The following is a 24,412-nucleotide window of genomic DNA, read 5'->3' as shown; positions in this document are numbered from 1 at the left end:
GCTGCCGAAGGCTGCGATCTTTTTTGTCGTTGACACCCAATCATATGATGATTAGCTTGATCACCCATCGCGATCCGCTTTGAGGTGTGCATGTCCAGCAGCTTTCACGCATCCACGGTCGACTGGCTGGGCAGCTGGATCGCCGCCGGCCAGATCAAGCCTGGGCAGACCATCAAGGTCGAGGCCGATCTGGGCGAACAGCTCGGGGTCAGCCGTACCGTAATCCGCGAAGCAATCAAAACCCTCGTCGCCAAAGGCATGCTCGAAGTCGGGCCGAAAGTCGGCACCCGCGTGCTGCCGGTGCGGCGCTGGAATCTGTTTGATCCGCAAGTCGTTGGTTGGCTGTCGCGCAACGGCTTGCCGGAAAACTTCGTCGACGACCTGCTCGACCTGCGCCGCACCATCGAACCGATGGCCGTGCGCTGGGCCTGCGAGCGGGCAACACAGGAACAGATCGAAGCGGTGCAATTGGCCTACAACGCCCTTGAGCGCGCAGTGGACTGCGATGCCGATTACAACCGCGCCGACCAGTTCTTCCACGAATGCATTCTTGCGGCGAGCCACAACCAATTCATCGAACAAATGGTCCCGGCCCTCGGCGCGTTGCTGGCGGTGTCGTTCGAAGTTTCCGCTGCTGATCCTGATGAATTGCGCCGCACCTTGCCGATCCACAAGGATATGGCCGACGCCATCGCCGCCCGGGATTCCGCGCGAGGCGTGTGGGCGTGCATGACGTTGATCGATAACGCTGATCTGGCGATCAAACGTTTTTACCCGAAAGTCATGGCCGACAAAAAAACCGGCTGAACACAAAGAAATCCCCTGTAGGAGTGAGCCTGCTCGCGATAGCGGTAAATCAATCGAATTGAAGTCAACTGACACTACGCCATCGCGAGCAGGCTCACTCCTACAGAAAATCACAAGAACAATTGAGGAATGGATATGCCGTGGACCGCCCTGACCCAACACCGCGCCCAACTCGGCGAGGGCCCGTTCTGGGACGCACCGACCCAGGCGCTGTACTGGGTCGACATCGCTGGCAAACAGGCCCTGCGCCTGATCGGCCAGAATGTTGAGATCTGGCAGATGCCCGAGCACGTTTCTGCGTTCATCCCCTGCGCCAGCGGCGATGCTTTGGTCACGCTCAGCAGCGGCGTGTATCGGCTTGATCTTGACTCCCCCGGTCTCGAACCGCGCCTGAGCCTGTTCTGCGTCGCCGACCCGCAACCCGGCAATCGCCCCAATGAAGCGCGTTGCGATGGCCAAGGCCGTTTGTGGCTTGGCACCATGCAAAACAATATCGGTGAAAACGGCGAAGACTTGCCGATCACCCGCCGTTCCGGTGGTTTGTTCCGGGTCGATCCAGACAAGCGTGTCACGCCCTTGCTACGCGGTTTGGGCATTCCCAACACGCTGCTGTGGAGCGACGACGGCACCACGCTGCTGTTCGGCGACAGCATGGACAGCACGCTGCACCGCTATTTCATTCACACCGACGGCAACCTCGGTGCGGCTGAAACCTGGTACGGCCCCGACCAGCAGGGCGGGCCGGACGGCTCGGCGATGGATGCCGAAGGCTACGTGTGGAATGCCCGTTGGGACGGCAGTTGCCTGCTGCGTCTGTCACCGAATGGCGAGGTCGAGCGCAAAATCGATCTCCCCGTCAGCCGCCCGACCAGTTGCGTATTTGGCGGAGAAGATTTGAAAACCCTGTTCATCACCAGCGCTAAAAGCCCGCACGACCATCCCTTGGATGGCGCAGTGCTGTCGATGCGCGTGGATGTCGCAGGAAAACTCTGTACGCGGTTCGCGAACTAAATCCCATAATATGGGACGCAAAATTATATATTGAGATTATTTGGCGGTCGGGTTTATAGTCGACTCCAGCAGTAACACGCACTCACACTTAAAAAGAACAAAACAGGTGAAGTGATGCAGCGAATGTCTATCGCACTCCCGTGTGGAGTCCGCGTCTCGCAACGGCCCCAAGCTGTCGGTCGCGCCTGCCTGTTTCGTTCCAGCCGTCTTCCAGACCGGACATCGTCAGATGTCCGGTTTTTTTGCGCTTGCGAAACAGGAGTCCAGATCCATGGCTGAACCTCTTTCCCTGCCGCCGGTGCCCGCACCGCCGAAGGGCGAGCGTCTGAAAAACAAGGTCGTACTGCTGACCGGTGCTGCGCAAGGCATCGGCGAAGCCATCGTCGCTGCGTTCGCTTCGCAGCAAGCAAAACTGGTCATCAGCGATATTCAGGCCGAGAAAGTCGAGCAGGTTGCCGCGCACTGGCGCGAACAAGGCTTTGATGTGCAGGCGCTGAAGGCGGATGTCTCGCGTCAGCAGGATCTGCACGCCATGGCCAAACGCGCCGTTGAACTGCACGGGCGCATCGATGTGCTGGTCAATTGCGCCGGGGTCAACGTGTTCCGCGATCCATTGGAAATGACCGAGGAAGACTGGCGCCGCTGCTTCGCCATCGACCTGGACGGCGCCTGGTTCGGCTGCAAAGCGGTGCTGCCGCAGATGATCGAGCAGGGCGTCGGCAGCATCATCAACATCGCCTCGACCCATTCCAGCCACATCATTCCCGGCTGCTTCCCGTACCCGGTGGCCAAGCACGGTTTACTCGGCCTGACCCGCGCCCTCGGCATCGAGTACGCGGCGAAAGGCATCCGCGTCAACGCCATCGCCCCGGGCTACATCGAAACGCAACTGAACGTCGACTACTGGAACGGGTTCGCCGACCCGCATGCCGAGCGGCAGCGCGCCTTCGATCTGCACCCGCCGAAGCGTATCGGTCAGCCGCTCGAAGTGGCAATGACCGCCGTATTTCTGGCCAGCGACGAAGCGCCGTTCATCAATGCATCGTGCATCACCATCGATGGTGGGCGCTCGGTGATGTACCACGACTGATTGAACGGGTTTTGTGTGGATGAGTCCGCTTGAAATCCAATCATCATACGATATGACTATTTTCAACAGGCTTTGCAGGAACACGCTTTAACGCTTTTCAAACATTGCTCAAAAAAAATAACAAGGAGTCAGCTTATGAAACGTCGTTTCGGGATTCGTACCCTGTGCACTACCGCCCTGGCGGTCACTGCATTCAGCCTGAGCAGTTCGCTGCTCGCTGCCGACACCGTGAAAATCGGTTTTCTGGTCAAACAGGCGGAAGAACCCTGGTTCCAGACCGAGTGGGCCTTCGCCGAGAAAGCCGCCAAGGACAAGGGCTTCGAACTGATCAAGATCGCCGTGCCGGATGGCGAGAAAACCCTCTCGGCCATCGACAGCCTCGCCGCCAACGGCGCCAAGGGCTTCGTGATCTGCCCGCCGGATGTCTCGCTCGGCCCGGCGATCATGGCCAAAGCCAAACTCAATGACCTGAAAGTGATTGCCGTCGATGACCGTTTCGTCGACGCCAACGGCAAGTTCATGGAAGACGTGCCGTACCTCGGCATGGCGGCGTTCGAAGTCGGCCAGAAGCAGGGCAACGCCATGGTTGCCGAAGCGAAAAAACGCAACTGGGACTGGAAAGACACCTACGCGGTGGTCAACACCTACAACGAACTCGACACCGGCAAGAAACGCACCGACGGCTCGGTGAAGTCCCTTGAAGACGCCGGCATGCCGAAAGACCACATTCTCTTCGCCGCGCTGAAAACCCTCGATGTGCCGGGCAGCATGGACGCCACCAACTCGGCACTGGTGAAGCTGCCAGGCGCCGCGAAAAACCTGATCATCGGCGGCATGAACGACAACACCGTGCTCGGCGGCGTGCGCGCCACTGAAGCGGCCGGTTTTGCTGCGGCCAACGTGATCGGCATCGGCATCAACGGCACCGACGCCATTGGCGAACTGAAAAAGCCTAACAGCGGCTTCTTCGGTTCGATGCTGCCGAGCCCGCACATCGAAGGCTACAAAACCGCCGAGATGATGTACGAGTGGGTTACCGCTGGCAAAGAACCGCCGAAGTACACCGCGATGGACGACGTCACCCTGATCACCCGCGAAAACTTCAAGCAAGAGCTGGAAAAAATCGGCTTGTGGAACTGACGTAGCGACGGCCCGGGCAGCCGGGCCGTTTTTCGGTGTGAAGAGGTGGCTTTATGCACGCGCAAGTACAGACACAAGCACAACACAGCGCCAGCGGCAGCCTGCGTTTCAATGGGATCGGCAAAACCTTTCCCGGCGTGAAAGCGCTGGACGCGATCAGCTTCGTCGCGCATCCGGGCCAGGTTCACGCTTTGATGGGCGAGAACGGCGCCGGCAAATCGACCCTGCTGAAAATCCTCGGCGGCGCTTACATCCCGAGCAGCGGCGAGTTGCAGATCGGCGAGCAGACCATGGCGTTCAAGTCGACCGCCGACAGTATTGGCAGCGGTGTCGCGGTGATTCACCAAGAACTGCATCTGGTGCCGGAAATGACCGTCGCCGAAAACCTGTTTCTCGGTCATCTGCCGGCCAGTTTCGGTTTGATCAATCGCAGCACCTTGCGTCAGCAAGCGCTGAATTGCCTGAAAGGCCTGGCCGACGAAATCGATCCGCAAACCAAGGTCGGACGCCTGTCCCTCGGCCAGCGGCAACTGGTGGAAATCGCCAAAGCGCTGTCGCGCGGCGCCCATGTCATTGCCTTCGACGAGCCGACCAGTAGCCTTTCGGCCCGCGAGATCGACCGCCTGATGGCGATCATCGGGCGCCTGCGTGACGAGGGCAAAGTCGTGCTCTACGTCTCTCATCGCATGGAAGAAGTGTTCCGCATCTGCGACGCGGTGACGGTGTTCAAGGATGGTCGCTACGTGCGCACCTTCGAGGACATGAGCCAGTTGACCCATGATCAACTGGTGACCTGCATGGTCGGTCGCGACATTCAGGACATCTACGATTATCGCCATCGTCCACGCGGCGCCGTGGCGCTGAAGGTCGACGGTTTGCTCGGCCCAGGCCTGCGTGAGCCGATCAGTTTCGAAGCGCACAAGGGTGAAATCCTTGGTCTGTTCGGGTTGGTTGGGGCAGGGCGCACCGAACTGTTTCGCCTGCTCAGCGGGCTGGAGCGCAACACCGCCGGACGCCTTGAACTGCGTGGTCATGAACTGAAACTGCGCTCACCGCGAGACGCGATTGCTGCCGGGATTTTGCTCTGCCCGGAGGATCGCAAGAAGGAAGGCATCATCCCGCTGGCCAGCGTTGCCGAGAACATCAATATCAGTGCGCGTGGCGCCAACTCCGGCCTCGGGTGCCTGATTCGCAGTCTCTGGGAGAAGGGCAACGCCGACAAGCAGATCAAGTCGCTGAAAGTGAAAACCCCGCATGCCGGCCAGCAGATCAAATTTCTTTCCGGCGGCAATCAGCAGAAGGCCATTCTCGGTCGCTGGCTGTCGATGCCGATGAAAGTGCTGCTGCTTGATGAGCCGACGCGTGGCATCGACATCGGTGCCAAGGCTGAGATTTACCAGATCATCCACAACCTCGCCGCCGACGGCATTTCGGTGATCGTGGTGTCCAGCGATCTGATGGAAGTGATGGGCATTTCCGACCGCATTCTAGTGCTTTGCGAAGGCGCCCTGCGCGGCGAAATCAGCCGCGACCAGGCCAATGAATCCAACCTGCTGCAACTGGCTTTGCCGCGCCACCGCGCTGACGGCGTGGCGAACTGAGAGGTGACTATGATGACAACCCAAAACGAAACCCTGCCCAAAGAGCGCAAACCGCTGGACATGCGCCGCTTCCTTGATGACTGGGTCATGCTGCTGGCGGCTGTGGGCATTTTCGTTGCCTGTACGCTGCTGATCGACAACTTCCTTTCGCCGCTGAACATGCGTGGTTTGGGCCTGGCGATTTCCACCACCGGGATCGCCGCGTGCACGATGTTGTATTGCCTGGCGTCGGGGCATTTCGACTTGTCGGTGGGCTCGGTGATTGCCTGCGCCGGCGTGGTCGCCGCGGTGGTGATGCGCGACACCAACAGCGTGTTTCTCGGTGTCAGTGCGGCATTGGTGATGGGCCTGATTGTCGGGCTGATCAACGGCATCGTCATCGCCAAGCTGCGGGTCAATGCGTTGATCACCACGTTGGCGACCATGCAGATCGTTCGCGGTCTGGCGTACATTTTCGCCAACGGCAAAGCGGTGGGCGTGTCGCAGGAATCGTTCTTCGTTTTCGGTAACGGCCAGTTGTTCGGCGTGCCGGTGCCGATCCTGATCACCATCGTCTGCTTTCTGTTTTTTGGCTGGCTGCTGAACTACACCACCTACGGGCGCAACACCATGGCCATCGGCGGTAACCAGGAAGCGGCGCTGCTGGCGGGTGTAAATGTTGATCGCACCAAGATCATTATTTTTGCCGTGCATGGCGTGATCGGTGCGCTGGCGGGTGTGATTCTGGCCTCACGGATGACCTCGGGGCAGCCGATGATTGGTCAGGGTTTTGAGCTAACGGTGATCTCGGCTTGCGTGCTGGGCGGGGTGTCGCTGAGCGGCGGGATCGGCATGATCCGGCATGTGATTGCCGGGGTGTTGATTCTGGCGATCATTGAGAATGCGATGAACCTGAAGAACATCGATACGTTTTATCAGTATGTGATCCGTGGTTCGATCCTGTTGCTGGCCGTGGTCATCGACCGCCTTAAACAACGCTGAATCCATCCCCAACACGCAAACCTGTGGGAGCTGGCTTGCCAGCGATTGCGGTATAACATTCAAACCCAACTTTGAATGTGCCGCCGTCATCGCTGGCAAGCCAGCTCCCACAGGGGATCGCTCCAGCTCCCCGCCTTCTGTCACCTTCCTCAAATATCCCTTGCTCGCCCGCACCCGTTTCGGTTATCAATTTGTACATGATTAGACAGGTACGATTTGACAAGAAACAACGGGTGGTCGACGAACTCGTCCGGCGCATCGAAAGCGGCCTCATGGAGGACGGCTTTCTGTTGCCCGGCGAGCATCAGTTGGCTCAAGAATTCAAAGTCAGCCGAGGCACGCTGCGCGAGGCGCTGGCAGAACTGAAGCGGCGCAAATACATCGCTACGCAAAGCGGCGTCGGCTCCATTGTTACCTTTGATGGTGTTGCCCTCGACCAACGCAGCGGCTGGGCGCAAGCCCTGGCTGACAGCGGGGCGATGATTCATACCGAAGTGCTGCGTCTGGAAGCCGTGACCCGCCCCGATCTGCTGGCGCGGTTCGGCACTGACCAATTCATCACCCTTGACCGCCGTCGCCGTTCCACCGAAGGCACGCTGGTGTCCCTTGAACGTTCTTTGATGCCGGCCACCGGCGGCCTGGAAAGCCTGCCGCGCGTCGGTCTGATCGACAATTCCCTGACCATCACGTTGGCCGCCTACGGGTATGTCGGCGAGCGCGGCGATCAATGGATCGGCGCTGAACCGCTGAATGCCGAAGACGCTGAACTGCTCGGCCGCCCGGAAGGCACGGTGTTCCTCAAAGCCCTGCGTACCACCTACGACCGGCAGAACCGTTTCATGGAACAGGTCGAAAGCCTGCTCGACCCGGTGCATTTCCGTCTGCACCTGCAATTTGGAGAATCGAAATGACCGCGCTCAACCGTGCCCTCGGTGCGTTTTATGGCCTGGCCCTCGGTGATGCGCTGGGCATGCCGACGCAATCGCTGAACCGCGAAACCATCAAGACCCGGTTCGGCACAATCACCGATCTGCAGGACGCCGGACCTCTGCAACCGATCGCCGCGAACATGCCCAAAGGTTCGATCACCGATGACACCGAGCAGGCGATTCTGGTCGGCGAGTTGCTGGTTGAAGGCAATGGCCACATCGAACCGGCGGTCCTCGCGCAACGCCTGATCGAGTGGGAAGCCGCGATGCAGGCCAAGGGCTCGCAGGATTTGCTCGGCCCGTCGACCAAACGCGCCATCGAAATGATCCTCGCCGGTCATTCGCCGGAAGAAGCCGGGCGCTATGGCACCACCAACGGCGCGGCGATGCGCATTACCCCGGTGGGGATTGCGGCAGATGTTGCCGATCCTGAGCGGTTTATCGCGGCGGTGGTGCAGGCCTGTCAGGTGACTCACAACACCACGCTGGGGATTTCCAGCGCGGCGGCAGTGGCGGCGGTGGTGTCTGCCGGCATCAATGGCGTGGATCTGGGCGAGGCGTTGAACCTCGGCCAGCAGATCGCTCAGCAAGCGGAAACGCACGGTCACTGGGTCGCCGGTGGTCGAATCGGTTCGCGCATCAGTTGGGCGCGCAGCATCAGCGTCGACAGTGACAAAGCGCTGCTCGCCGATTTGCTCTACGACGTGATCGGCACTTCGGTGGCATCGCAGGAATCTGTGGTGGTCTCGTTCGCGCTGGCGCAGCAAGTGGCAATCGGTGAGATGAGTGCGTTCGATGCGCTGTGCATGGCCGCCAGTCTGGGCGGCGACACTGACACCATCGCGGCGATTCTCGGTGCGATGCTCGGGGCCTGCCTGGGTCTTGAGTGTTGGCCTGTCGAGATGATCGAGACAGTGAAAACCGTCAACGATCTGGAGCTTGAGCCGTTGGTGCAGGGGCTTTTGGCCTTGCGCTGATTGGGCTGACGCCATCGCTGGCAAGCCAGCTCCCACAGGGAAAGTGCACACCTTAAGGTTCACTCTGTACCTGTGGGAGCTGGCTTGCCAGCGATAGGCGCACCAAAATTTTTGAATCATTCACCCGCAATGGATCGCGCAGACAGGCCCGGGACGGCCGCAATGTCTTGTCATTCTGCGTCATTGCCACAACCACAAAAAAGGCAAACAGGAGCACCTTCATGAGTTCATCAAACGCCGGGCAAAGCGCCGGGCAACTGGAAACCCGCGGCATCGAACCGGTGCCGGAAGCTGAGTGCAACGGTCATCCGCTGCAACTGTTCTGGGTCTGGTTCGCCGCCAATATTTCCATTCTCGGTCTGCCATTGGGCGCCACGCTGGTGGCGTTTCGCGGGCTGGCGATCTGGCAGGCAATCATCGTTGCGATCATCGGCGCCGCCGGTTCGTTTGCCGTGGTCGGGATCATCTCGATTGCCGGCCGTCGTGGCCGCGCGCCGAGCCTGACGTTGTCGCGAGCGATCTTCGGCGTACGTGGCAATATCGGCCCGACGCTGGTCTCGCTGATGTCGCGTCTGGGCTGGGAAACCGTCAACACCACCACCGCTGCATTCGTGCTGTTGTCGTTGTGCTCGATCCTGTTCGGCTCACCGGTTGAGGCGAAAAGCGCACCGGTACTGACGCTGATCTTTATCGCGATTTTCGTCCTGCTGACCTTGTCGGTTTCCGGCCTCGGTCACGCGACCTTGCTGGTGATCCAGAAGTGGGCGACCTACGTGTTCGGCGCGCTGAACATCCTTGTTGGTGGCTTCCTCTGCGCAACTATCGACTGGAGCGCGGTGTTCAACGCCACGCCCGCGCCGATGAGCGCAATGATCATCGGCATCGGCACCATGGCCGCCGGCACCGGCATCGGTTGGGCCAACGCTGGCGCCGACATGTCGCGCTATCAGCATCGCAGCGTCAAAGCCGTGCGTCTGGTGGCGTCTGCAGCGTTTGGTGCGGGCATTCCGCTGGTGCTGCTGATTACCCTCGGCGGCTTGCTCTCGGTGGGCAACAACGATCTGGCCTCGGCGACTGACCCGATCGTGGCGATTCGCGACATGCTGCCAACCTGGATGGCCGTGCCATACCTGATCACCGCATTCGGTGGCCTGCTGCTGTCGAACAACCTGTCGGTGTACTCCGCCGGTTTGACCACATTGACCCTTGGTCTGAAGGTCAAACGTGTCTACGCCGTGGTGGTCGACATCGTCGCGATCTTCGCTGGTTCGATCTATTTCATGCTGATTGCTGACAGCTTCTACGGCCCGTTCATTACCTTCATTTCGCTGCTGGCGGTGCCGATCACCGCGTGGGTCGGGATCTTCATCGTTGACCTGATCCATCGTCACTACTACAGCCCCACCGACCTGCTCGACGTCAGTCCGCGCAGTGCCTACTGGTACAACGGCGGCATCGAATGGCGTGCGTTCAGCGCGTGGGCGATCGCCATCGTGCTCGGCTTCAGTTTCACCACCATCGGCACCACCGCCGAGAACGTCTGGTTCAAAGGCTTCCTGTCCGACTCGTGGCTGGGCCACAACGGCCTCGGCTGGATCGTGACCTTCGTCGTCGCTGGTGGCATTTACTTCGTCCTCGGCGGGGCGAAAGATCGCCGCGCCGCGCCAACCGAGAATGCTCATGCCTAAGATGTTGCACACCGGCCAGGTCATCATCGACCTGGTCATGGCCGTGGATAAACTGCCGCAGATTGGCGGCGATGTTCTCGCGCAGTCGGCCGGTTTCGAAGCCGGTGGCGGGTTCAACGTGATGGCGGCGGCGGTGCGAAATGGCCTGCCGGTGGTTTATCTGGGTCGGCATGGCACCGGGCGGTTCGGCGATCTGGCGCGCCAGGCCATGAACATTGAAGGCATTCAGATCGGCATCCGAGAGCCTGCGCAACGCGACACCGGGTTGTGTGTGGCGCTGACGGACGCGTCAGCCGAGCGCAGTTTCATTTCCTATATCGGCGCTGAAGGTGAGGTGACTTTAGAGGATTTGAACAGCGTCGCGGCCGAGGCTGGCGATTACGTTTATCTCAGCGGCTACAGCCTGTTGCATGAAGGCAAGGCGCAGGCGTTGCTGGATTGGACATTGGCGTTGCCGGCGACCATCAGCGTGGTGTTCGATCCGGGCCCGCTGGTGGAGTCGCCAGGTGCACCGATGATGCAGGCACTGCTGCCGCACATCGATGTGTGGACCAGCAACAGTGTTGAAGCGCTGCGGTTTACCGGGGCGCAGGACATTGGCGTGGCGCTGGACCGTCTCGCTGAACATCTGCCTGACGAGGTGCTGATGGTGGTGCGTGACGGGCCGCAAGGCTGCTGGATTCATCAGCGCGGTGAGCGTCTGCATGTACCCGGGTTTGCCGTGAAAGCGGTGGATAGCAACGGTGCAGGTGATGCCCATGCCGGGGTGTTTGTCGCGGGATTGGCGCAGGGGTTGTCTGCCCCGGAAGCGGCGCGCCGGGCGAATGCGGCAGCGGCATTGGCGGTGACGCGCTGGGGGCCGGCCACTTCGCCGGGGGCGGCTGAAGTGGATGCGTTTATCTGCGAGTCCAGCGGCGCCTGATCAACCGCGATCGCTAGCAGGGCTAGCTCCCACACGGGATTGATGTCGTTCGCAGATTCCCTGTGGGATCCAGCCCTGCTGGCGATAGGGCCATCAGCCTCACACAAATTCAGCAGGCCTGCCTCAATACAGTGTGGGAGCCAGCCCCTGCTGGCGATGAGGCCATCAGCCCCACACAAATTCGGCAGGCTTGCCTCAATCCCCTGTGGGAGCCAGCACTGCTGGAGATAGGGCCATCAGCCTCACACCAATTCAGCAGGCTTGCCTCAATCCCTGTGGGAGCCAGCCCTGCTGGCGATAGGGCAATTTGCCCAACACAAATTCAGCAGGCTTGCCTCAATCCCTGTGGGAGCCAGCCCTGCTGGCGATAGGGCCATCAGCCCCACACAAATTCAGCAAGCTTGCCTCAATCCCTGTGGGAGCCAGCCCTGCTGGCGATGGGGCCATCAGCCTCACACAAATTCGGCAGGCTTGCCTCAATCCCCTGTGGGAGCTGGCTTGCCAGCGATGAGACCATCGGCCTCATCGAAAAACTCAACTGGCCTTGCGCAACGCCTCGATCAGCTCCTGCTTGCGCATCGATGATCGTCCCGGAATCTTCTTCGCCCGGGCTTCTTTCATCAGGCTGTCCACTGTCTGCGTATCCTTCGAAGCCTTGCTGTTGCGCGAATGTCCCTCGCGACTGGCGACCGCGCGGCGCGATGACTCTTTGCGATCCTCAGACTTGGCACTCGCCGGTTTTTTGCGCCCGGATCCACCGGCCTTGTCGCCGCCACCCGATTGCTTGTTCACCGTCGCCCAGGCCCGTGCTTCGGCTTCATCTTTCGACACGCCTTTTTTCTCGTAGCTGTCTTCGATGTGCTCGGCCTTGCGCTTCTGCTCGGCGGTGTATTTATCTTTGCTTCCACGAGGCATGGGAATTCTCCTCTTGTATGCAGATCAGGCCGCTCGCCGGCTCGGCAGCGAACGGCCCCTGGACTACTGCAGATCCAGCTTGCGCGCCTCTTCAACGCCGGCCGCGCTGAGCTTGATCGGCAGGTTCAACGAATGTTCGCCGGCCTCATTGCAGGTCACATGACCGTGGTGAATCAGTCCGCGATCCTGCAGAGCGGCGAGGGCGCTGGCAACGACCTTTTCGCCCCGGTAATTGTCCAGCACCTCCTTGCCCAGACCGGTCGGGTGGGCGTGCAACAGGCGGGTGAGGACTTCTTTTTCCAGGTTTTTATCGACGTTCATGGTTACCTCTTCATGGGTGTGAATAGGACGCTCGCGTCGGCGAACTACTGGCCGGAACCTTCGGAGCCGGAACCACCAGTGGTGGTTTTAGAGCCGACGCCTGGGCCCGCGTTGTCGGGCGTGGCGGGGGCGTCGGGGGTGTTCATGCCGCCTTGGCGGCCCGGGTCACTGCCCTGCGTGCGCGGGTCGGTGCCGGTGGCGGGAGGCTGATTGATCAGGGGTACGCCCGAGCCATCGGTGTTCATGCCGGGGGCACTGTTGATGGCGGGGGCGCGTGGTGGAGTCGGGTCGGTAGGGCCAGTGCCCGCAGCGGTGGCGGATGCTGCGAAAACTGCGGGGCAGAGCAGGGCGCTGAATACGAATGCGGTCAACCTTGACGGGATCATAGGGCTTCTCCAGTGATTGGAATCCTTACCTGTCGTTGGTCTGCCCTATGCTCGGATTGGTGCCTGATGAACGACGAACGGTCTAGATCGTCGCTGCAGTTTTGACGTTGATTCGGCGCCAGAGCAAGCGCCCAAGGGTGATCAGCCAGTTCGCCAGCGCTACCGCCAACACCGTGAGCAGTAACGTTGCCATCCCCTGTTCGACGATGATTTTGCCGGCCAGCAACGGAAAGCCAAACACACCAATAAAGTACGAAAGACTGAACAGCAGCAACGCCTGGGACGTGGTGCCGTTCGGTGCTTCGTTGGCGGCGAGGCCATTGATTACCGAATACGTCAGGCCATAACCGACACCGAGCATCACCGCCGCCAGCAGATAGCTGAAGCCGCTGTGTACACCGAACGCGAACAAGACGATGGAGCCGAGCATCAACCCGGACAACAGGCAGGACGCGCGCAGCGGATCACGCTTGACCACAAAACCGGCGATCAACATCCGGCTGCTGATCGCCGCGCTCATGAAGCCAAGAAAGAACAGCGAATAGTCCAGCGAGCGCGCAGCGGCATAACTGGTCTGGAAGCTCGACAACCCGCCGAACACACAACCGCCAAGCCCAACCATGATGATCGGAAACAGCGCACGGGAACTGAGTACCTGAGTTGTCGCTTGCCAGGTAATTCTCGCGGCTGACGTGGCTTGCGTACTTTTCAATCGCGCGCCTAGACGCCAGAACAGCAGCACGCCGATCAGGCTCGCCAACGCCGCCAGATAGAACGCCGAGGTCACCGGCAGACCCAGCGCACTGGCGGCACGCCCGAGCAATGGGCCGCTGCCGATGCCGGTCATCATGCTGCCGGACAACAACGCAAAGTATTTGGCGCGTTGCGCCGGGGTCACCAGACTGGCGACGATGATCGGCCCCAGCGTATAGAAAACGCCCCAGCCCAAGCCCAGCAACAAGCCGAAAAACAACAGCAAATGACCGAACCCCGGCGTCATCGCAAAGCCCAGACTCGCCGCCACCAGCAGCAGCCCGAACAGCGCAATCGAACGCGCCGCGCCAAGCAAGTCGGACAAGTGCCCGGACATCAGCACCGCCACGAACGTACTGAGCATCGCCGCCGAAATCACACTGCCGGCATCGTGTTCATTGCCGCCGCGCGAACCGATCAACAACGACAGCAAAAACGTCGAGCCATAGGACAGCGACAGCAGGTAACTGGCGAGGCAGAACAGGCCGAACAACTTGCCTGACACTTGAGGTGTTGCTTGAGACATGACGCGGTTCCTTGACCGGAAAAATCAGCGTCCTCTGTTTACCACGGCGTGCGTGCAGGTTAGGTCTGAGGATGGCGAAGTCAGGATCAGTGCGCGCCGGAGTAAGTGGTCAAACGGCCACGCAATCGTGCAGCAGTACGGCGGCTCAAGATCGCCACCTTCTTCTTCATGCAACGTGCGCACGTTGTGCCAGACAGGCTGCAGGTGAGCGAGGTCATGGGCGCCGTCGTCGGACAGTTCCAGTGCGTGTGGCAGTAACTCTGTCGCCAGTGCCGCTACGGGTGTAAAACACTCAAAGCTCATAAGCGTCCTGTCAGATTGTCCAAGTGTTGCAACATTGGCAGGGTAGTGTGTGTTTTGCCATGTGACGAGCGCCGCCCACGGCCTTAGTATGGCGTTTTCCTTTTCCGACAAGGCCCGTCCATGACGATCGAAATCCGCCCGGCGACCCCCAGCGATGCCCCGCAAATCCTCGCCTTCATCACTGAACTCGCCGATTTCGAAAAGGCCCGTCACGAAGTCATCGCCAGCGTCGCCGACATCGAACGCAGCCTGTTCGGCGAAGGCGCCACCGCCCACGGTCTGATCTGCCTGCGCGACGGTCTGCCGATCGGTTTCGCGGTGTTTTTCTTCAGCTATTCGACCTGGCTCGGCAGCAACTGCCTGTACCTCGAAGACCTCTACATCACCCCCGAACAACGCGGTGGCGGCGCCGGCAAAACGCTGTTGCGTCACCTAGCGAAAATCGCCTGCGACAACGACTGCGGTCGCTTCGAATGGAGCGTGCTCGACTGGAACACGCCGGCCATCGATTTCTACAAATCCCTTGGCGCGCAACCACAGGAAGAGTGGGTGAGGTATCGCATGGATGGCAAGGTCCTGAGGGAATTCGCTGAAGGTCACTGAATTCATCAAAAGATCGCAGCCTTCGGCAGCTTCTACAGGCAATGGGTGAAAACTCTGTAGGAACTGTCGAAGCCTGCGATCTTTTTTTTCTTTATCCCAAAATATGGGATTGATATTTATATATTGAGATTTCACCGCGCCAAGGTTTATAGTCCATCGCACTCACTGCCAAAAACAAAACAGGTGAAGCGATGCTGGCGCAATTGATCGCGCTCGATTGGGGGACAACCTCATTACGTGCTTACAAACTCGCGGCGGACGGTGTGGTGCTGGAGCAGCGCTCGCTGTCGTCCGGGATCATGCAGTTGCCCAAGACCCCGCGAATAATCAACGGTCGTGAATGTGCCGATGGTTTTGAATTGGCCTTCGACGAGGCGTGCGGTGACTGGCTCGATGCGCAACCGGATCTGCCGGTGATTGCCTGTGGCATGGTCGGCAGTGCGCAGGGCTGGCGTGAAGCGGCCTACTGCGAGACGCCGGCGAACGTCGCCAATCTCGGAAACTCCCTACAAACAGTTGTCAGCCTTCGCGGCACCGTCGTGCATATCGTGCCGGGCGTGATTCAGCGTTCGCGTTTGCCCAACGTGATGCGTGGCGAAGAAACCCAAGTGCTTGGCGTGTTGCAGAGCCTGCCGGTCGAGGCGGGCGTTGATCTGTTGATCGGTCTGCCGGGCAGCCACTCGAAATGGGTCGACGTGGTCGATGGCTGCATCACTCATTTCGACACGTTCATGACCGGCGAAGTGTTCGCCGTGCTCAGTGAACACAGCATCCTCGGTCGAACCCAGCAACATTGCGCGACGTTCGATGCTCAAGCATTTGATCGTGGCGTGCAGATTGCGCAGTCGGCGGACGGTGAACTCGGCGTGCTGTCGACCTTGTTCAGTGCCCGTACGCTGGGGCTGACCGGTGAACTGAGCCCGACGGCGCAGGCGGATTATCTGTCTGGCTTGATGATTGGCCATGAGCTGGCGGCACTCGCTACGGTTCAGCGGCGTCGTCGCAACAACCCGACTCTCCCTTCGATCATCCTCATCGGCAACGCGCAACTCTGTGCCCGCTACCGCCGCGCACTCGACGCCTGTGGTTTCGCCAACGTGACGTTGGCCGAGCAGGCCACCGAGCGTGGTTTGTGGCAACTGGCGCTCGCCGCTGGACTGATCGATTCCTCATCCCGTTAACCCTGACTGGAGGCCTGACATGCTCAAGCAAGCATTGGCGCAAAACGGTCTGATCGCGATTCTGCGTGGCCTGCATCCGCAGGAAGCTGCCGCTGTCGGAGAAGTCCTGTATGCGGCCGGATTTCGCGTCATCGAAGTACCGCTCAATTCCCCATCGCCGTACGAAAGTATCCGCATCCTGCGCAAGACCTTGCCCGCCGATTGCCTGATCGGTGCTGGCACGGTGTTGACGCCGGAACAGGTCGAGTTGGTGAAAGAGGCTGGCGGTCAAGTGATCGTCATGCCGCACAGCGATGCCAAGGTGTTGCGCGCAGCGAAAGCGGCGGGGCTGTTTCTGTCGCCGGGCGTTGCCACACCGACCGAAGCGTTCGCGGCGCTGGCGGAGGGCGCGGACATTCTCAAGCTGTTCCCCGCCGAGCAGATGGGCCCGGCGGTCGTCAAAGCCTGGCTCGCGGTGTTGCCGTCCGGAACGGTGCTGGCGCCGGTCGGCGGCATCACCCAGGACAATATGCAGGCGTTTATCGACGCCGGCGTGAAAGGTTTCGGTCTCGGTTCCGGCCTGTTCAAACCGGGCATGACGCCGGAGCAAGTGGCGGTGAATGCCAAGGCTTATGTGGCTGCGTGGAAGGCGCTTCGTTAAGACTTTTTTGGCGCTGCGTGCGCTGCATCTAATAAGAGCTGCATTTACAAAAGAGAGCAGAGATGAAAATCACCAAACTCACCACCTTCATCGTCCCGCCGCGCTGGTGCTTCCTCAAGGTTGAAACCGACGAGGGCGTGACCGGTTGGGGCGAACCCGTGGTTGAAGGGCGCGCGCACACCGTCGCTGCTGCCGTCGAAGAATTGTCCGACTACCTGATCGGCAAAGACCCACGCAACATCGAGGACATCTGGACGGTGCTGTATCGCGGCGGTTTCTACCGTGGCGGCGCGATCCACATGAGTGCGCTGGCCGGTATCGATCAGGCACTGTGGGACATCAAGGGCAAGGCCCTCGGTGTGTCGGTGAGTGATCTGCTCGGCGGCCAGGTGCGCGACAAGATTCGCGTGTATTCGTGGATCGGTGGCGACCGTCCGGCCGACACCGCGCGTGCGGCGAAAGAGGCGGTGAGCCGTGGTTTCACCGCGGTGAAAATGAACGGCACCGAAGAGCTGCAATTTCTCGACACCTTCGAAAAGGTTGACCTTGCGCTGGCCAACGTCGCCGCCGTGCGTGACGCGGTCGGGCCGAACGTCGGCATCGGCGTCGATTTCCATGGCCGCGTGCACAAGCCGATGGCCAAGGTGCTGATGAAGGAACTCGACCCGTACAAACTGATGTTCATCGAAGAACCGGTGTTGAGCGAAAACTACGAAGCGTTGAAAGAACTGGCGCCGTTGACCAGCACACCGATTGCCCTCGGCGAGCGACTGTTCTCGCGCTGGGACTTTAAACGCGTGTTGAGCGAAGGCTACGTCGACATCATCCAACCGGATGCTTCCCACGCCGGCGGCATCACCGAAACCCGCAAGATCGCCAACATGGCCGAAGCCTACGACGTGGCGCTGGCGCTGCATTGCCCGTTGGGGCCGATTGCGCTGGCGGCGTGTTTGCAACTGGACGCCGCTTGTTACAACGCGTTTATCCAGGAGCAGAGCCTGGGCATCCATTACAACGAGAGCAACGACTTGCTCGACTATGTGAAGGATCCACGGGTGTTCGATTACGACAAAGGTTTCGTGAAGATCCCGAACGGGCCGGGCCTGGGCATCGAGATCAACGAGGAATACGTGATTGAGCGCGCAGCCGTCGGGCACCGCTGGCGCAACCCGATCTGGCGCCATGCCGATGGCAGTTTTGCCGAGTGGTGAGTCCTGCCTGACACACCCGATGAGATCGTTCCCACGCTCTGCGTGGGAATGCCTCCATGGACGCTCTGCGTCCGCTCCTGGGACGCGGAGCGTCCCGGGCTGCATTCCCACGCGTAGCGTGGGAACGATCAGGCCTCAGGCCGACCTCAATAAACATAAAAAGAGGCTCTCCCCATGCAACCGCAAACCCTCACCGGGCAGGCGTCTTTAGTCACGCCCAGCCGCAAGCGGTTTTTCATCATGGTGTTGCTGTTTATCACCGTGGTCATCAACTACCTCGACCGCAGCAATCTGTCGATTGCCGCGCCAGCGCTGACCAGTGAGCTGGGCATCGATCCGATTCACGTTGGCCTGATCTTTTCCGCGTTCGGCTGGACCTACGCCGCCATGCAGATTCCCGGCGGCTGGCTGGTGGATCGCGTGCCACCGCGCATTCTTTACAGCGTCGCGTTGCTGTTGTGGTCGATTGCCACGGTGATGCTCGGTTTCGCCGCCAGTTTCATCGCGCTGTTCGTATTGCGCATGGCGGTCGGCGCGCTGGAAGCACCGGCGTATCCAATCAATAGCCGCGTGGTCACCACCTGGTTCCCTGAGCGTGAACGCGCCACGGCCATTGGTTTCTACACCTCCGGGCAGTTCGTCGGCCTGGCCTTTCTGACCCCGGTGCTGGCTTGGCTGCAACACGAATTCGGCTGGCACATGGTCTTCGTCGCGACCGGCGCGGTGGGCATCATTTGGGCGGTGATCTGGTACGCGGTGTATCGCGAGCCTCGCGATTTCAAGGGCGCCAACGAAGCCGAAATCGATTTGATCCGTGAAGGCGGTGGTCTGGTCGATATTCAGCAGGAAACGGCCAAGGTCAAAGCCAAATTCAGCTGGACCGATTTAGGCATCGTCCTGACCAAACGCAAGTTGTGGGGCATCTACCTCGGCCAGTTCTGCCTGAACTCGACGTTGTGGTTTTTCCTCACATGGTTCCCGACCTATCTGGTGAAATATCGCGGCATGGACTTCATCAAGTCCGGCCTGCTCGCGTCGCTGCCGTTTCTTGCCGCGTTCGTTGGCGTGCTGTGTTCGGGGTTCTTTTCCGACTTCCTGATTCGGCGCGGCTACACCGTCGGGTTTGCGCGCAAGTTGCCGATCATTGGCGGCCTGCTGATTTCCACCTCGATCATCGGTGCCAACTTCGTTGAGTCGACGCCGCTGGTGATTGCCTTTCTGGCGCTGGCGTTTTTCGGCAACGGTCTGGCTTCGATCACCTGGTCGCTGGTCTCGACGTTGGCGCCGGCACGGCTGCTCGGGCTGACCGGCGGGGTGTTCAACTTCATCGGCAACCTGTCGGCGATTGCTACGCCGATCGTTATCGGCTTCCTCGCCAGCGGCGATTCGTTCGCCCCGGCGATCACCTATATCGCGGTGCTCGCCTTGATCGGTGCTTTGTCCTACGTGCTGCTGGTCGGCAAGGTCGAGCGTATCGAGTTGTAGTGGTCTGCGTCGGGCGACCATAATGCCGCCCGTTCCTTCGCTCAACGGTAAAAGGCTGGATATGCAGGAAGACGCCCCGGAAAAAACCAAGGACGCCGCACCCACCGGCACGCAAACGCTGTTGCGCGGCTTGGGAGTGGTGCAAGCGGTGGCCAGTGGCGCCCGCGATCTCAAGGAAATTGCCCGGCTGATCGGCACCACACGCAGCACCACCCATCGCTTGGCCAGTTGTCTGGTCGACGAGCGCTACCTGCGCGTGGTGCCGCAAGTCGGTTATCTGCTCGGACCGAAGCTGATCGAACTGGGTTTCCAGGCGCGCGAAGAGTTGCCGCTGGTGACCCTGGCCGCGCCGTATCTGGACGAGTTGTCGGCACTGACCGGCGACACCGTGCATTTGGGCATTCGTGAAGGCGATGAAGTGCTGTACTTGCTGAAGAATCCGGGGCGCAACGGCCCGGAAATGCGCTCGCGGGTCGGCCATCGCATGCCGTTGGCGCGCACCGGTATCGGCAAGGCGTTGATGCTCGATGATTCGCCGAAAGATTGGCAGCGTCTGTACGACATCAGCCTGCCGGCCGGTGGGAAAAGTCAGTTCTGGCCGCAGCATCCCCAGCAATCGTGGGAACAGCTTGAGCAGCGCATGACCGAATACGTCGTCGGCGGCTACGCCTTCGATCTGGAAGACAACGAACCGTCGATCCGCTGTGTGGCGGCGCCGATTCGGGATGCGAGCAAGGGCATCGTGGCGGCGATCAGCATCGCCAGCACCGTGCCGTACATGCCGCTGGAAAAAATGGCCGAGCTGATTCCCCTGATCAAAGGGGTCACAGCCCGGCTCTCGGCGGAACTCGGTCTGAAGATTTAAACCTTGAGCGTCGCCATGTCGATGACGAAACGGTACTTCACGTCGCCGGCGATCATGCGGGCGTAAGCCTCGTTGATCTGGCGGATGTCGAGCATTTCGATGTCGCAGGTGATGTTGTGCTCGGCGCAGAAATCCAGCACTTCCTGGGTTTCGGCGACGCCACCGATCAACGAACCGGCCAGCACACGGCGGCTCATCACCAGTTTGCCGGCGTGCACAGGTGGATCGATCGGTTCGATCAGACCAACCAGAATGTGCACACCGTCGAAGCGCAGAGTGTCGAGGTACGGGTTGAGATCGAGCTGCACCGGAATGGTGTCGAGCAGGAAATCGAAGTAACCGGCAGCGGCTTTCATCTGCTCGGCGTCGGTGGAAACGATTACGTGATCGGCGCCCTGACGACGACCTTCTTCCGCCTTGCTCGCCGAGCGGGTGAACAGCGTGACTTCCGCGCCCATGGCTTTGGCAAACTTGATGCCCATGTGGCCGAGGCCGCCCATGCCGAGAATCCCGACCTTGTCGCCGGCCTTGACGCCGTAGTGCTTGAGCGGCGAGTAGGTGGTGATGCCGGCGCAGAGAATCGGCGCCGCGCTGGCCAACGCGAGTCTTTCCGGGATGCGCACGACAAAGTGTTCGCTGACCACGATGCTGTCCGAATAACCACCCATGGTGTTGCTGCCATCGACCCGATCCGGGGTGGCGTAAGTCATGGTCGGGCCTTCGAGGCAGTATTGCTCAAGGTTCGACTGGCAGGCTTCGCAGGTGCGGCAGGAGTCGACCATGCAGCCAACCCCGACCAGATCGCCTACTTTATGCTGGGTGACATTCGCACCGATCGCGGTGACTTTTCCGACGATCTCGTGGCCGGGCATCAACGGGTAAACGGCGATACCCCATTCGTTGCGCGCCTGGTGGATATCGGAATGGCAGACGCCGCAGTAGAGGATTTCGATGGCTACGTCGTCGGCGCGCGGGCTGCGGCGTTCGAACTTCATCGGGGCGAGGGGGGTGGTGGCCGATTGGGCGGCATAGCCGATGGCGGTGTACATGTGAAACCTCGCAAAAGCAGGAACAAGTGAGGCGGCGCATTCTGGGCGCCGACTGACCGGTCGGCCATGACGATTCCTCCGGGTCTCATGCCTAATCCTCCGGCATGCGGGTTTGATCGGTCGTATTGGCAAAAGGATCTGCGATGATGCTTTTATCCCTTTTTCCGCCACATTTTCAGTGAAGAGTTTTGATGCAATTAACCCGTCATCTTGATGCCAATGCCCGGCTGGTTTCGTTGATCGAGCCGTTGGCGCTGCGCGATGGTTATTCCCCGACCGGGTTGCCCGGTGTGCAGGTGTTGCGCGCCAGTTGCGACGTTGCCCGTGGCCCGCACATTTATGAACCGAGCCTGATGATCATCGCCCAGGGCAGCAAACTGGCGTTTCTCGGGCCGCGCACCATGGAGTACGGCGCCGGGCATTATCTGATTCAGGCGCTGCCGGTGCCGTTCGAGTGCGAGACGTTTGCCTTGCCGGATGCGCCGTTGCTCGGGGTGTCGGTGGCGATTGACCGGGTGTTGCTCGGTGAGCTGGTGCTGGCCATGGGACTGGCGCCGGGCCGGCATATTCCGGCACAGACGCCGGAGTCGATGACGTCGGTGGTGCTCGACGATGACATGCGAGGGTGTGTCGAACGGTTGCTGAGCTGCCTGCACGATCCGCTGGAATGCCAGATTCTCGGCCCGGCACGGGTGCGTGAATTGTTGTTCGTCGCCTTGCGCGGGCCGCAGGCCGATGTGTTGCGCGCGTTGGTCGAGCAGCAGGGGCAATTCGCGCGGGTGGCGGCGTCGATCAGTCATCTGCACGCGCATTACACCGAGCCGTTGAATGTCGAGACCCTGGCCGGTTGCGCGAACATGAGCGTGTCGACCTTTCATGAGCACTTCAAACGCAGCACGCTGTTGTCGCCGGTGCAGTATCTGAAGCGTTTGCGCTTGTTGAAGGCGCAGACGTTGCTGGTGGCTGAGGGGCTGGGCGTGGCGCAGGTCGCGCATCGCGTGGGGTATCAGAGCACGTCGCAGTTCAGCCGCGAATATAAGCGCTACTTCGAGCGCAGCCCGGGAGACGAGCGCGCTGCCTGAGGATTTACACACTCCCTGTGGGAGCTGGCTTGCCAGCGATAGCGGTGGTTCAGTTTGCCGTGATGTCGTTTGACACGGCCCCATCGCTGGCAAGCCAGCTCCCACAGGGATTTGTGTTGCTAGCGGAATTCCGGGCAACAAAAAGGCCCCCGATTTGGGAGCCTGATTGTTCAGCGGTTCGACTTACATATTCGGATAAGTCGGGCCGCCAGCGCCTTCCGGCGTGACCCAGGTGATGTTCTGCGAAGGATCCTTGATGTCACAGGTCTTGCAGTGCACGCAGTTCTGGGCGTTGATCTGGAAGCGCTTCTCGCCGTCTTCCTTGGTGATCACTTCGTACACGCCGGCCGGGCAGTAGCGCTGCGCCGGTTCGTCGTACAGCGGCAGATTTTTGCTGATCGGGATGCTCGGGTCGGTCAGCTTCAGGTGGCAAGGCTGCTCTTCTTCGTGGTTGGTACCGGAGATGAACACCGAGCTGAGTTTGTCGAAGCTGAGTTTGCCGTCCGGCTTCGGATAGTCGATCTTCTTGCAGTCGGCCGCGAGCTTGAGGCAAGCGTAATCCGGCTTGGTGTCGTGCAGGGTGAACGGTAGTTTGCCGCCGAAGATGTTCTGATCCAGCCAGTTGAAACCGCCGCCGACGATGGCGCCGAACTTGTGGATCGCCGGGCCGAAGTTGCGGCTGGCGAACAGTTCGTCGTAGAGCCAGCTCTTCTTGAACGCGTCCACATAAGCGGTCAGTTCTTCGGTGCCGTCCTTTTCCGCGAACAGTGCGTCAGCCACCGATTCAGCGGCGAGCATGCCCGACTTCATCGCGGTGTGGCTGCCTTTGATCTTGGCAAAGTTCAGGGTGCCGAGGTCACAACCGATCAGCGCGCCGCCCTTGAAGACCATTTTCGGCAGCGAGTTCAGGCCACCTTTGCAGATGGCGCGGGCGCCGTAGCTGATGCGCTTGCCGCCTTCCAGGTACTGAGCCAGCACCGGGTGATGCTTGAGTCGCTGGAACTCGTCGAACGGCGACAGGTAGGTGTTGCTGTAGGACAGATCGACGATCAGACCGACCACCACTTGGTTGTTTTCCAGGTGATAGAGGAACGAGCCGCCGGTGTTCTCGGTGCCCATGATGTCCAGCGGCCAACCGGCGGTGTGCACCACCAGGCCTGGCTGGTGTTTGGCCGGGTCGATTTCCCAGATTTCTTTCAGGCCGATGCCGTAGTGCTGAGCGTCGGCATCGCTGTCGAGGTTGTAGCGCTTGATCAGTTGCTTGCCGATGTGGCCACGGCAACCTTCGGCGAACAGCGTGTATTTGCCACGCAGTTCCATGCCCGGGGTGTACAGGCCTTCTTTCGGGTTGCCTTCGCGGTCGACGCCCAGATCACCGGTGATGATCCCGCGCACCACGCCTTGCTCGTCGATCAGCGCTTCCTGAGCGGCGAAGCCCGGGTAGATTTCTACGCCAAGGTTCTCGGCCTGCTGCGCGAGCCAGCGGCACAGGTTGCCGAGGGAGATGATGTAGTTGCCTTCGTTGTGCATGGTCTTGGGCACAAAGAGGTCAGGAATTTTTTGCGCGTTCTCGGCGTTTTTCAGCACGAAAATATCGTCGCGGGTGACAGGCGTGTTCAGCGGCGCGCCGAGTTCTTTCCAGTCCGGGAACAGTTCATTCAGAGCGCGTGGTTCGAACACGGCACCGGAGAGGATGTGTGCGCCGACTTCGGAGCCTTTTTCGACCACGCAGACGCTGATTTCCTTACCGGCTTCGGCGGCCTTCTGCTTCAGACGGCAGGCGGCGGACAGGCCAGCGGGGCCGGCACCGACGATGACCACGTCGAATTCCATGTATTCGCGTTCCACAGGCTATCTCCTACTCAAGGCTCAACAGTTTTTTTTCTAATTTGGAGGTTTGATGTCGCATCCGCTATTCCTTTACGTTAACGTCAAGGGGAATATTG

At 60.3% G+C, this 24,412-nt stretch carries 23 protein-coding genes and 1 pseudogene; 17 read left to right on the top strand and 7 right to left on the bottom strand.

What is annotated here, in order from left to right:
* Positions 1–90: 90 nt before the first annotated feature.
* The 10 genes from AC3Y64_RS20450 to AC3Y64_RS20405 all read left to right on the top strand — a co-directional run bounded on the left by AC3Y64_RS20450 (position 91) and on the right by AC3Y64_RS20405 (position 11,146).
* Positions 91–807: a FadR/GntR family transcriptional regulator gene (locus AC3Y64_RS20450; RefSeq protein WP_489985062.1), complete on the top strand. Its 717-nt coding sequence runs from the start codon at positions 91–93 to the stop codon at positions 805–807.
* A gap of 135 nt (positions 808–942) precedes the next feature.
* The gene (locus tag AC3Y64_RS20445) at positions 943–1,818 is read left to right on the top strand and encodes an SMP-30/gluconolactonase/LRE family protein (RefSeq protein WP_489985061.1); all 876 of its coding nucleotides are present in this window, start codon (positions 943–945) and stop codon (positions 1,816–1,818) included.
* Between the two features lie 271 nt (positions 1,819–2,089).
* The gene (locus AC3Y64_RS20440; protein ID WP_158960024.1) at positions 2,090–2,908 is read left to right on the top strand and encodes an SDR family oxidoreductase; all 819 of its coding nucleotides are present in this window, start codon (positions 2,090–2,092) and stop codon (positions 2,906–2,908) included.
* Between the two features lie 135 nt (positions 2,909–3,043).
* The gene (locus AC3Y64_RS20435; protein ID WP_489985060.1) at positions 3,044–4,048 is read left to right on the top strand and encodes a substrate-binding domain-containing protein; all 1,005 of its coding nucleotides are present in this window, start codon (positions 3,044–3,046) and stop codon (positions 4,046–4,048) included.
* 53 nt (positions 4,049–4,101) lie between these two features.
* Positions 4,102–5,649 (top strand): L-arabinose ABC transporter ATP-binding protein AraG, encoded by a 1,548-nt coding sequence (araG, locus tag AC3Y64_RS20430; protein WP_489985059.1) that lies wholly within the window; start codon positions 4,102–4,104, stop codon positions 5,647–5,649.
* 12 nt (positions 5,650–5,661) lie between these two features.
* Positions 5,662–6,630 carry an L-arabinose ABC transporter permease AraH gene (gene araH / locus AC3Y64_RS20425; RefSeq protein WP_026000669.1) on the top strand — a complete coding sequence of 323 codons (969 nt, stop codon included), beginning with the start codon at positions 5,662–5,664 and terminating at the stop codon, positions 6,628–6,630.
* 197 nt (positions 6,631–6,827) lie between these two features.
* Positions 6,828–7,541 carry a GntR family transcriptional regulator gene (locus tag AC3Y64_RS20420; RefSeq protein ID WP_489985058.1) on the top strand — a complete coding sequence of 238 codons (714 nt, stop codon included), beginning with the start codon at positions 6,828–6,830 and terminating at the stop codon, positions 7,539–7,541.
* Positions 7,538–8,536, top strand: a complete 999-nt coding sequence (locus AC3Y64_RS20415; protein WP_489985057.1) for an ADP-ribosylglycohydrolase family protein — start codon at positions 7,538–7,540, stop codon at positions 8,534–8,536. The genes AC3Y64_RS20420 and AC3Y64_RS20415 overlap by 4 nt, the downstream gene beginning before the upstream one ends.
* A 221-nt stretch (positions 8,537–8,757) precedes the next feature.
* Positions 8,758–10,224, top strand: a complete 1,467-nt coding sequence (locus tag AC3Y64_RS20410; protein WP_489985056.1) for a purine-cytosine permease family protein — start codon at positions 8,758–8,760, stop codon at positions 10,222–10,224.
* A complete protein-coding gene (locus AC3Y64_RS20405; RefSeq protein ID WP_489985055.1) occupies positions 10,217–11,146 on the top strand; it encodes a PfkB family carbohydrate kinase in 930 nt (309 codons plus the stop codon). Before AC3Y64_RS20410 ends, AC3Y64_RS20405 begins: the two co-directional genes overlap by 8 nt.
* A gap of 534 nt (positions 11,147–11,680) precedes the next feature.
* Here the strand turns inward: AC3Y64_RS20405 and AC3Y64_RS20400 are convergent.
* The 5 genes and pseudogenes from AC3Y64_RS20400 to AC3Y64_RS20380 form a co-directional block, all read right to left on the bottom strand.
* A complete protein-coding gene (locus tag AC3Y64_RS20400; RefSeq protein ID WP_489985054.1) occupies positions 11,681–12,061 on the bottom strand; it encodes a Rho termination factor N-terminal domain-containing protein in 381 nt (126 codons plus the stop codon).
* Positions 12,062–12,124: 63 nt separating this feature from the next.
* A complete protein-coding gene (locus tag AC3Y64_RS20395; protein ID WP_489985053.1) occupies positions 12,125–12,382 on the bottom strand; it encodes a hypothetical protein in 258 nt (85 codons plus the stop codon).
* Positions 12,383–12,426: 44 nt separating this feature from the next.
* On the bottom strand, positions 12,427–12,768 hold the full coding sequence (locus AC3Y64_RS20390; RefSeq protein ID WP_007908306.1) for a hypothetical protein: 342 nt from the start codon (positions 12,766–12,768) through the stop codon (positions 12,427–12,429).
* Positions 12,769–12,850: 82 nt separating this feature from the next.
* Entirely contained in the window at positions 12,851–14,047 is a 1,197-nt protein-coding gene (locus AC3Y64_RS20385) for an MFS transporter (protein WP_489985052.1), read from the bottom strand.
* A gap of 112 nt (positions 14,048–14,159) precedes the next feature.
* Positions 14,160–14,350 (bottom strand): annotated as a pseudogene (locus tag AC3Y64_RS20380) (HD domain-containing protein); the annotation flags it as partial.
* 120 nt (positions 14,351–14,470) lie between these two features.
* Between AC3Y64_RS20380 and AC3Y64_RS20375 the strand changes: the two are divergent.
* The 6 genes from AC3Y64_RS20375 to AC3Y64_RS20350 all read left to right on the top strand — a co-directional run bounded on the left by AC3Y64_RS20375 (position 14,471) and on the right by AC3Y64_RS20350 (position 20,335).
* A complete protein-coding gene (locus tag AC3Y64_RS20375; protein WP_158960043.1) occupies positions 14,471–14,953 on the top strand; it encodes a GNAT family N-acetyltransferase in 483 nt (160 codons plus the stop codon).
* 191 nt (positions 14,954–15,144) lie between these two features.
* Positions 15,145–16,134, top strand: coding sequence for a 2-dehydro-3-deoxygalactonokinase (locus tag AC3Y64_RS20370; RefSeq protein ID WP_489985051.1), 990 nt, complete (start codon positions 15,145–15,147; stop codon positions 16,132–16,134).
* A 19-nt stretch (positions 16,135–16,153) separates the two neighbouring features.
* Positions 16,154–16,774: a 2-dehydro-3-deoxy-6-phosphogalactonate aldolase gene (locus AC3Y64_RS20365; RefSeq protein ID WP_489985050.1), complete on the top strand. Its 621-nt coding sequence runs from the start codon at positions 16,154–16,156 to the stop codon at positions 16,772–16,774.
* A 62-nt stretch (positions 16,775–16,836) separates the two neighbouring features.
* Positions 16,837–17,985: a galactonate dehydratase gene (dgoD, locus tag AC3Y64_RS20360; RefSeq protein WP_007908327.1), complete on the top strand. Its 1,149-nt coding sequence runs from the start codon at positions 16,837–16,839 to the stop codon at positions 17,983–17,985.
* Positions 17,986–18,159: 174 nt separating this feature from the next.
* Positions 18,160–19,470 carry an MFS transporter gene (locus AC3Y64_RS20355; protein WP_158960047.1) on the top strand — a complete coding sequence of 437 codons (1,311 nt, stop codon included), beginning with the start codon at positions 18,160–18,162 and terminating at the stop codon, positions 19,468–19,470.
* Between the two features lie 61 nt (positions 19,471–19,531).
* Positions 19,532–20,335: an IclR family transcriptional regulator gene (locus AC3Y64_RS20350; protein ID WP_489988009.1), complete on the top strand. Its 804-nt coding sequence runs from the start codon at positions 19,532–19,534 to the stop codon at positions 20,333–20,335.
* Here the strand turns inward: AC3Y64_RS20350 and AC3Y64_RS20345 are convergent.
* Positions 20,332–21,384 carry an NAD(P)-dependent alcohol dehydrogenase gene (locus tag AC3Y64_RS20345; RefSeq protein ID WP_489985049.1) on the bottom strand — a complete coding sequence of 351 codons (1,053 nt, stop codon included), beginning with the start codon at positions 21,382–21,384 and terminating at the stop codon, positions 20,332–20,334. The two genes, AC3Y64_RS20350 and AC3Y64_RS20345, sit on opposite strands and share 4 nt — an antisense overlap.
* Positions 21,385–21,575: 191 nt before the next feature.
* On the opposite strand from AC3Y64_RS20345, the gene AC3Y64_RS20340 reads away from it, so the two are divergent.
* Positions 21,576–22,466, top strand: coding sequence for an AraC family transcriptional regulator (locus AC3Y64_RS20340; RefSeq protein WP_008085522.1), 891 nt, complete (start codon positions 21,576–21,578; stop codon positions 22,464–22,466).
* Positions 22,467–22,649: 183 nt separating this feature from the next.
* Here AC3Y64_RS20340 and AC3Y64_RS20335 read toward each other — a convergent pair whose 3' ends face one another.
* A complete protein-coding gene (locus AC3Y64_RS20335; protein WP_489985048.1) occupies positions 22,650–24,314 on the bottom strand; it encodes an electron transfer flavoprotein-ubiquinone oxidoreductase in 1,665 nt (554 codons plus the stop codon).
* Positions 24,315–24,412: the final 98 nt, after the last annotated feature.

This window comes from Pseudomonas sp. 4CAES_32.4 (genome assembly GCF_058136335.1).
This window is presented reverse-complemented; position numbering and strand designations above follow the sequence as displayed.

Coding starts and splice junctions, on each gene's coding strand:
- AC3Y64_RS20450 (WP_489985062.1), top strand. CDS start 91: ATGTCCAGCAGCTTTCACGCATCCACGGTCGACTGGCTGGGCAGCTGG.
- AC3Y64_RS20445 (WP_489985061.1), top strand. CDS start 943: ATGCCGTGGACCGCCCTGACCCAACACCGCGCCCAACTCGGCGAGGGC.
- AC3Y64_RS20440 (WP_158960024.1), top strand. CDS start 2,090: ATGGCTGAACCTCTTTCCCTGCCGCCGGTGCCCGCACCGCCGAAGGGC.
- AC3Y64_RS20435 (WP_489985060.1), top strand. CDS start 3,044: ATGAAACGTCGTTTCGGGATTCGTACCCTGTGCACTACCGCCCTGGCG.
- araG (WP_489985059.1), top strand. CDS start 4,102: ATGCACGCGCAAGTACAGACACAAGCACAACACAGCGCCAGCGGCAGC.
- araH (WP_026000669.1), top strand. CDS start 5,662: ATGACAACCCAAAACGAAACCCTGCCCAAAGAGCGCAAACCGCTGGAC.
- AC3Y64_RS20420 (WP_489985058.1), top strand. CDS start 6,828: ATGATTAGACAGGTACGATTTGACAAGAAACAACGGGTGGTCGACGAA.
- AC3Y64_RS20415 (WP_489985057.1), top strand. CDS start 7,538: ATGACCGCGCTCAACCGTGCCCTCGGTGCGTTTTATGGCCTGGCCCTC.
- AC3Y64_RS20410 (WP_489985056.1), top strand. CDS start 8,758: ATGAGTTCATCAAACGCCGGGCAAAGCGCCGGGCAACTGGAAACCCGC.
- AC3Y64_RS20405 (WP_489985055.1), top strand. CDS start 10,217: ATGCCTAAGATGTTGCACACCGGCCAGGTCATCATCGACCTGGTCATG.
- AC3Y64_RS20400 (WP_489985054.1), bottom strand. CDS start 12,061: ATGCCTCGTGGAAGCAAAGATAAATACACCGCCGAGCAGAAGCGCAAG.
- AC3Y64_RS20395 (WP_489985053.1), bottom strand. CDS start 12,382: ATGAACGTCGATAAAAACCTGGAAAAAGAAGTCCTCACCCGCCTGTTG.
- AC3Y64_RS20390 (WP_007908306.1), bottom strand. CDS start 12,768: ATGATCCCGTCAAGGTTGACCGCATTCGTATTCAGCGCCCTGCTCTGC.
- AC3Y64_RS20385 (WP_489985052.1), bottom strand. CDS start 14,047: ATGTCTCAAGCAACACCTCAAGTGTCAGGCAAGTTGTTCGGCCTGTTC.
- AC3Y64_RS20375 (WP_158960043.1), top strand. CDS start 14,471: ATGACGATCGAAATCCGCCCGGCGACCCCCAGCGATGCCCCGCAAATC.
- AC3Y64_RS20370 (WP_489985051.1), top strand. CDS start 15,145: ATGCTGGCGCAATTGATCGCGCTCGATTGGGGGACAACCTCATTACGT.
- AC3Y64_RS20365 (WP_489985050.1), top strand. CDS start 16,154: ATGCTCAAGCAAGCATTGGCGCAAAACGGTCTGATCGCGATTCTGCGT.
- dgoD (WP_007908327.1), top strand. CDS start 16,837: ATGAAAATCACCAAACTCACCACCTTCATCGTCCCGCCGCGCTGGTGC.
- AC3Y64_RS20355 (WP_158960047.1), top strand. CDS start 18,160: ATGCAACCGCAAACCCTCACCGGGCAGGCGTCTTTAGTCACGCCCAGC.
- AC3Y64_RS20350 (WP_489988009.1), top strand. CDS start 19,532: ATGCAGGAAGACGCCCCGGAAAAAACCAAGGACGCCGCACCCACCGGC.
- AC3Y64_RS20345 (WP_489985049.1), bottom strand. CDS start 21,384: ATGTACACCGCCATCGGCTATGCCGCCCAATCGGCCACCACCCCCCTC.
- AC3Y64_RS20340 (WP_008085522.1), top strand. CDS start 21,576: ATGCAATTAACCCGTCATCTTGATGCCAATGCCCGGCTGGTTTCGTTG.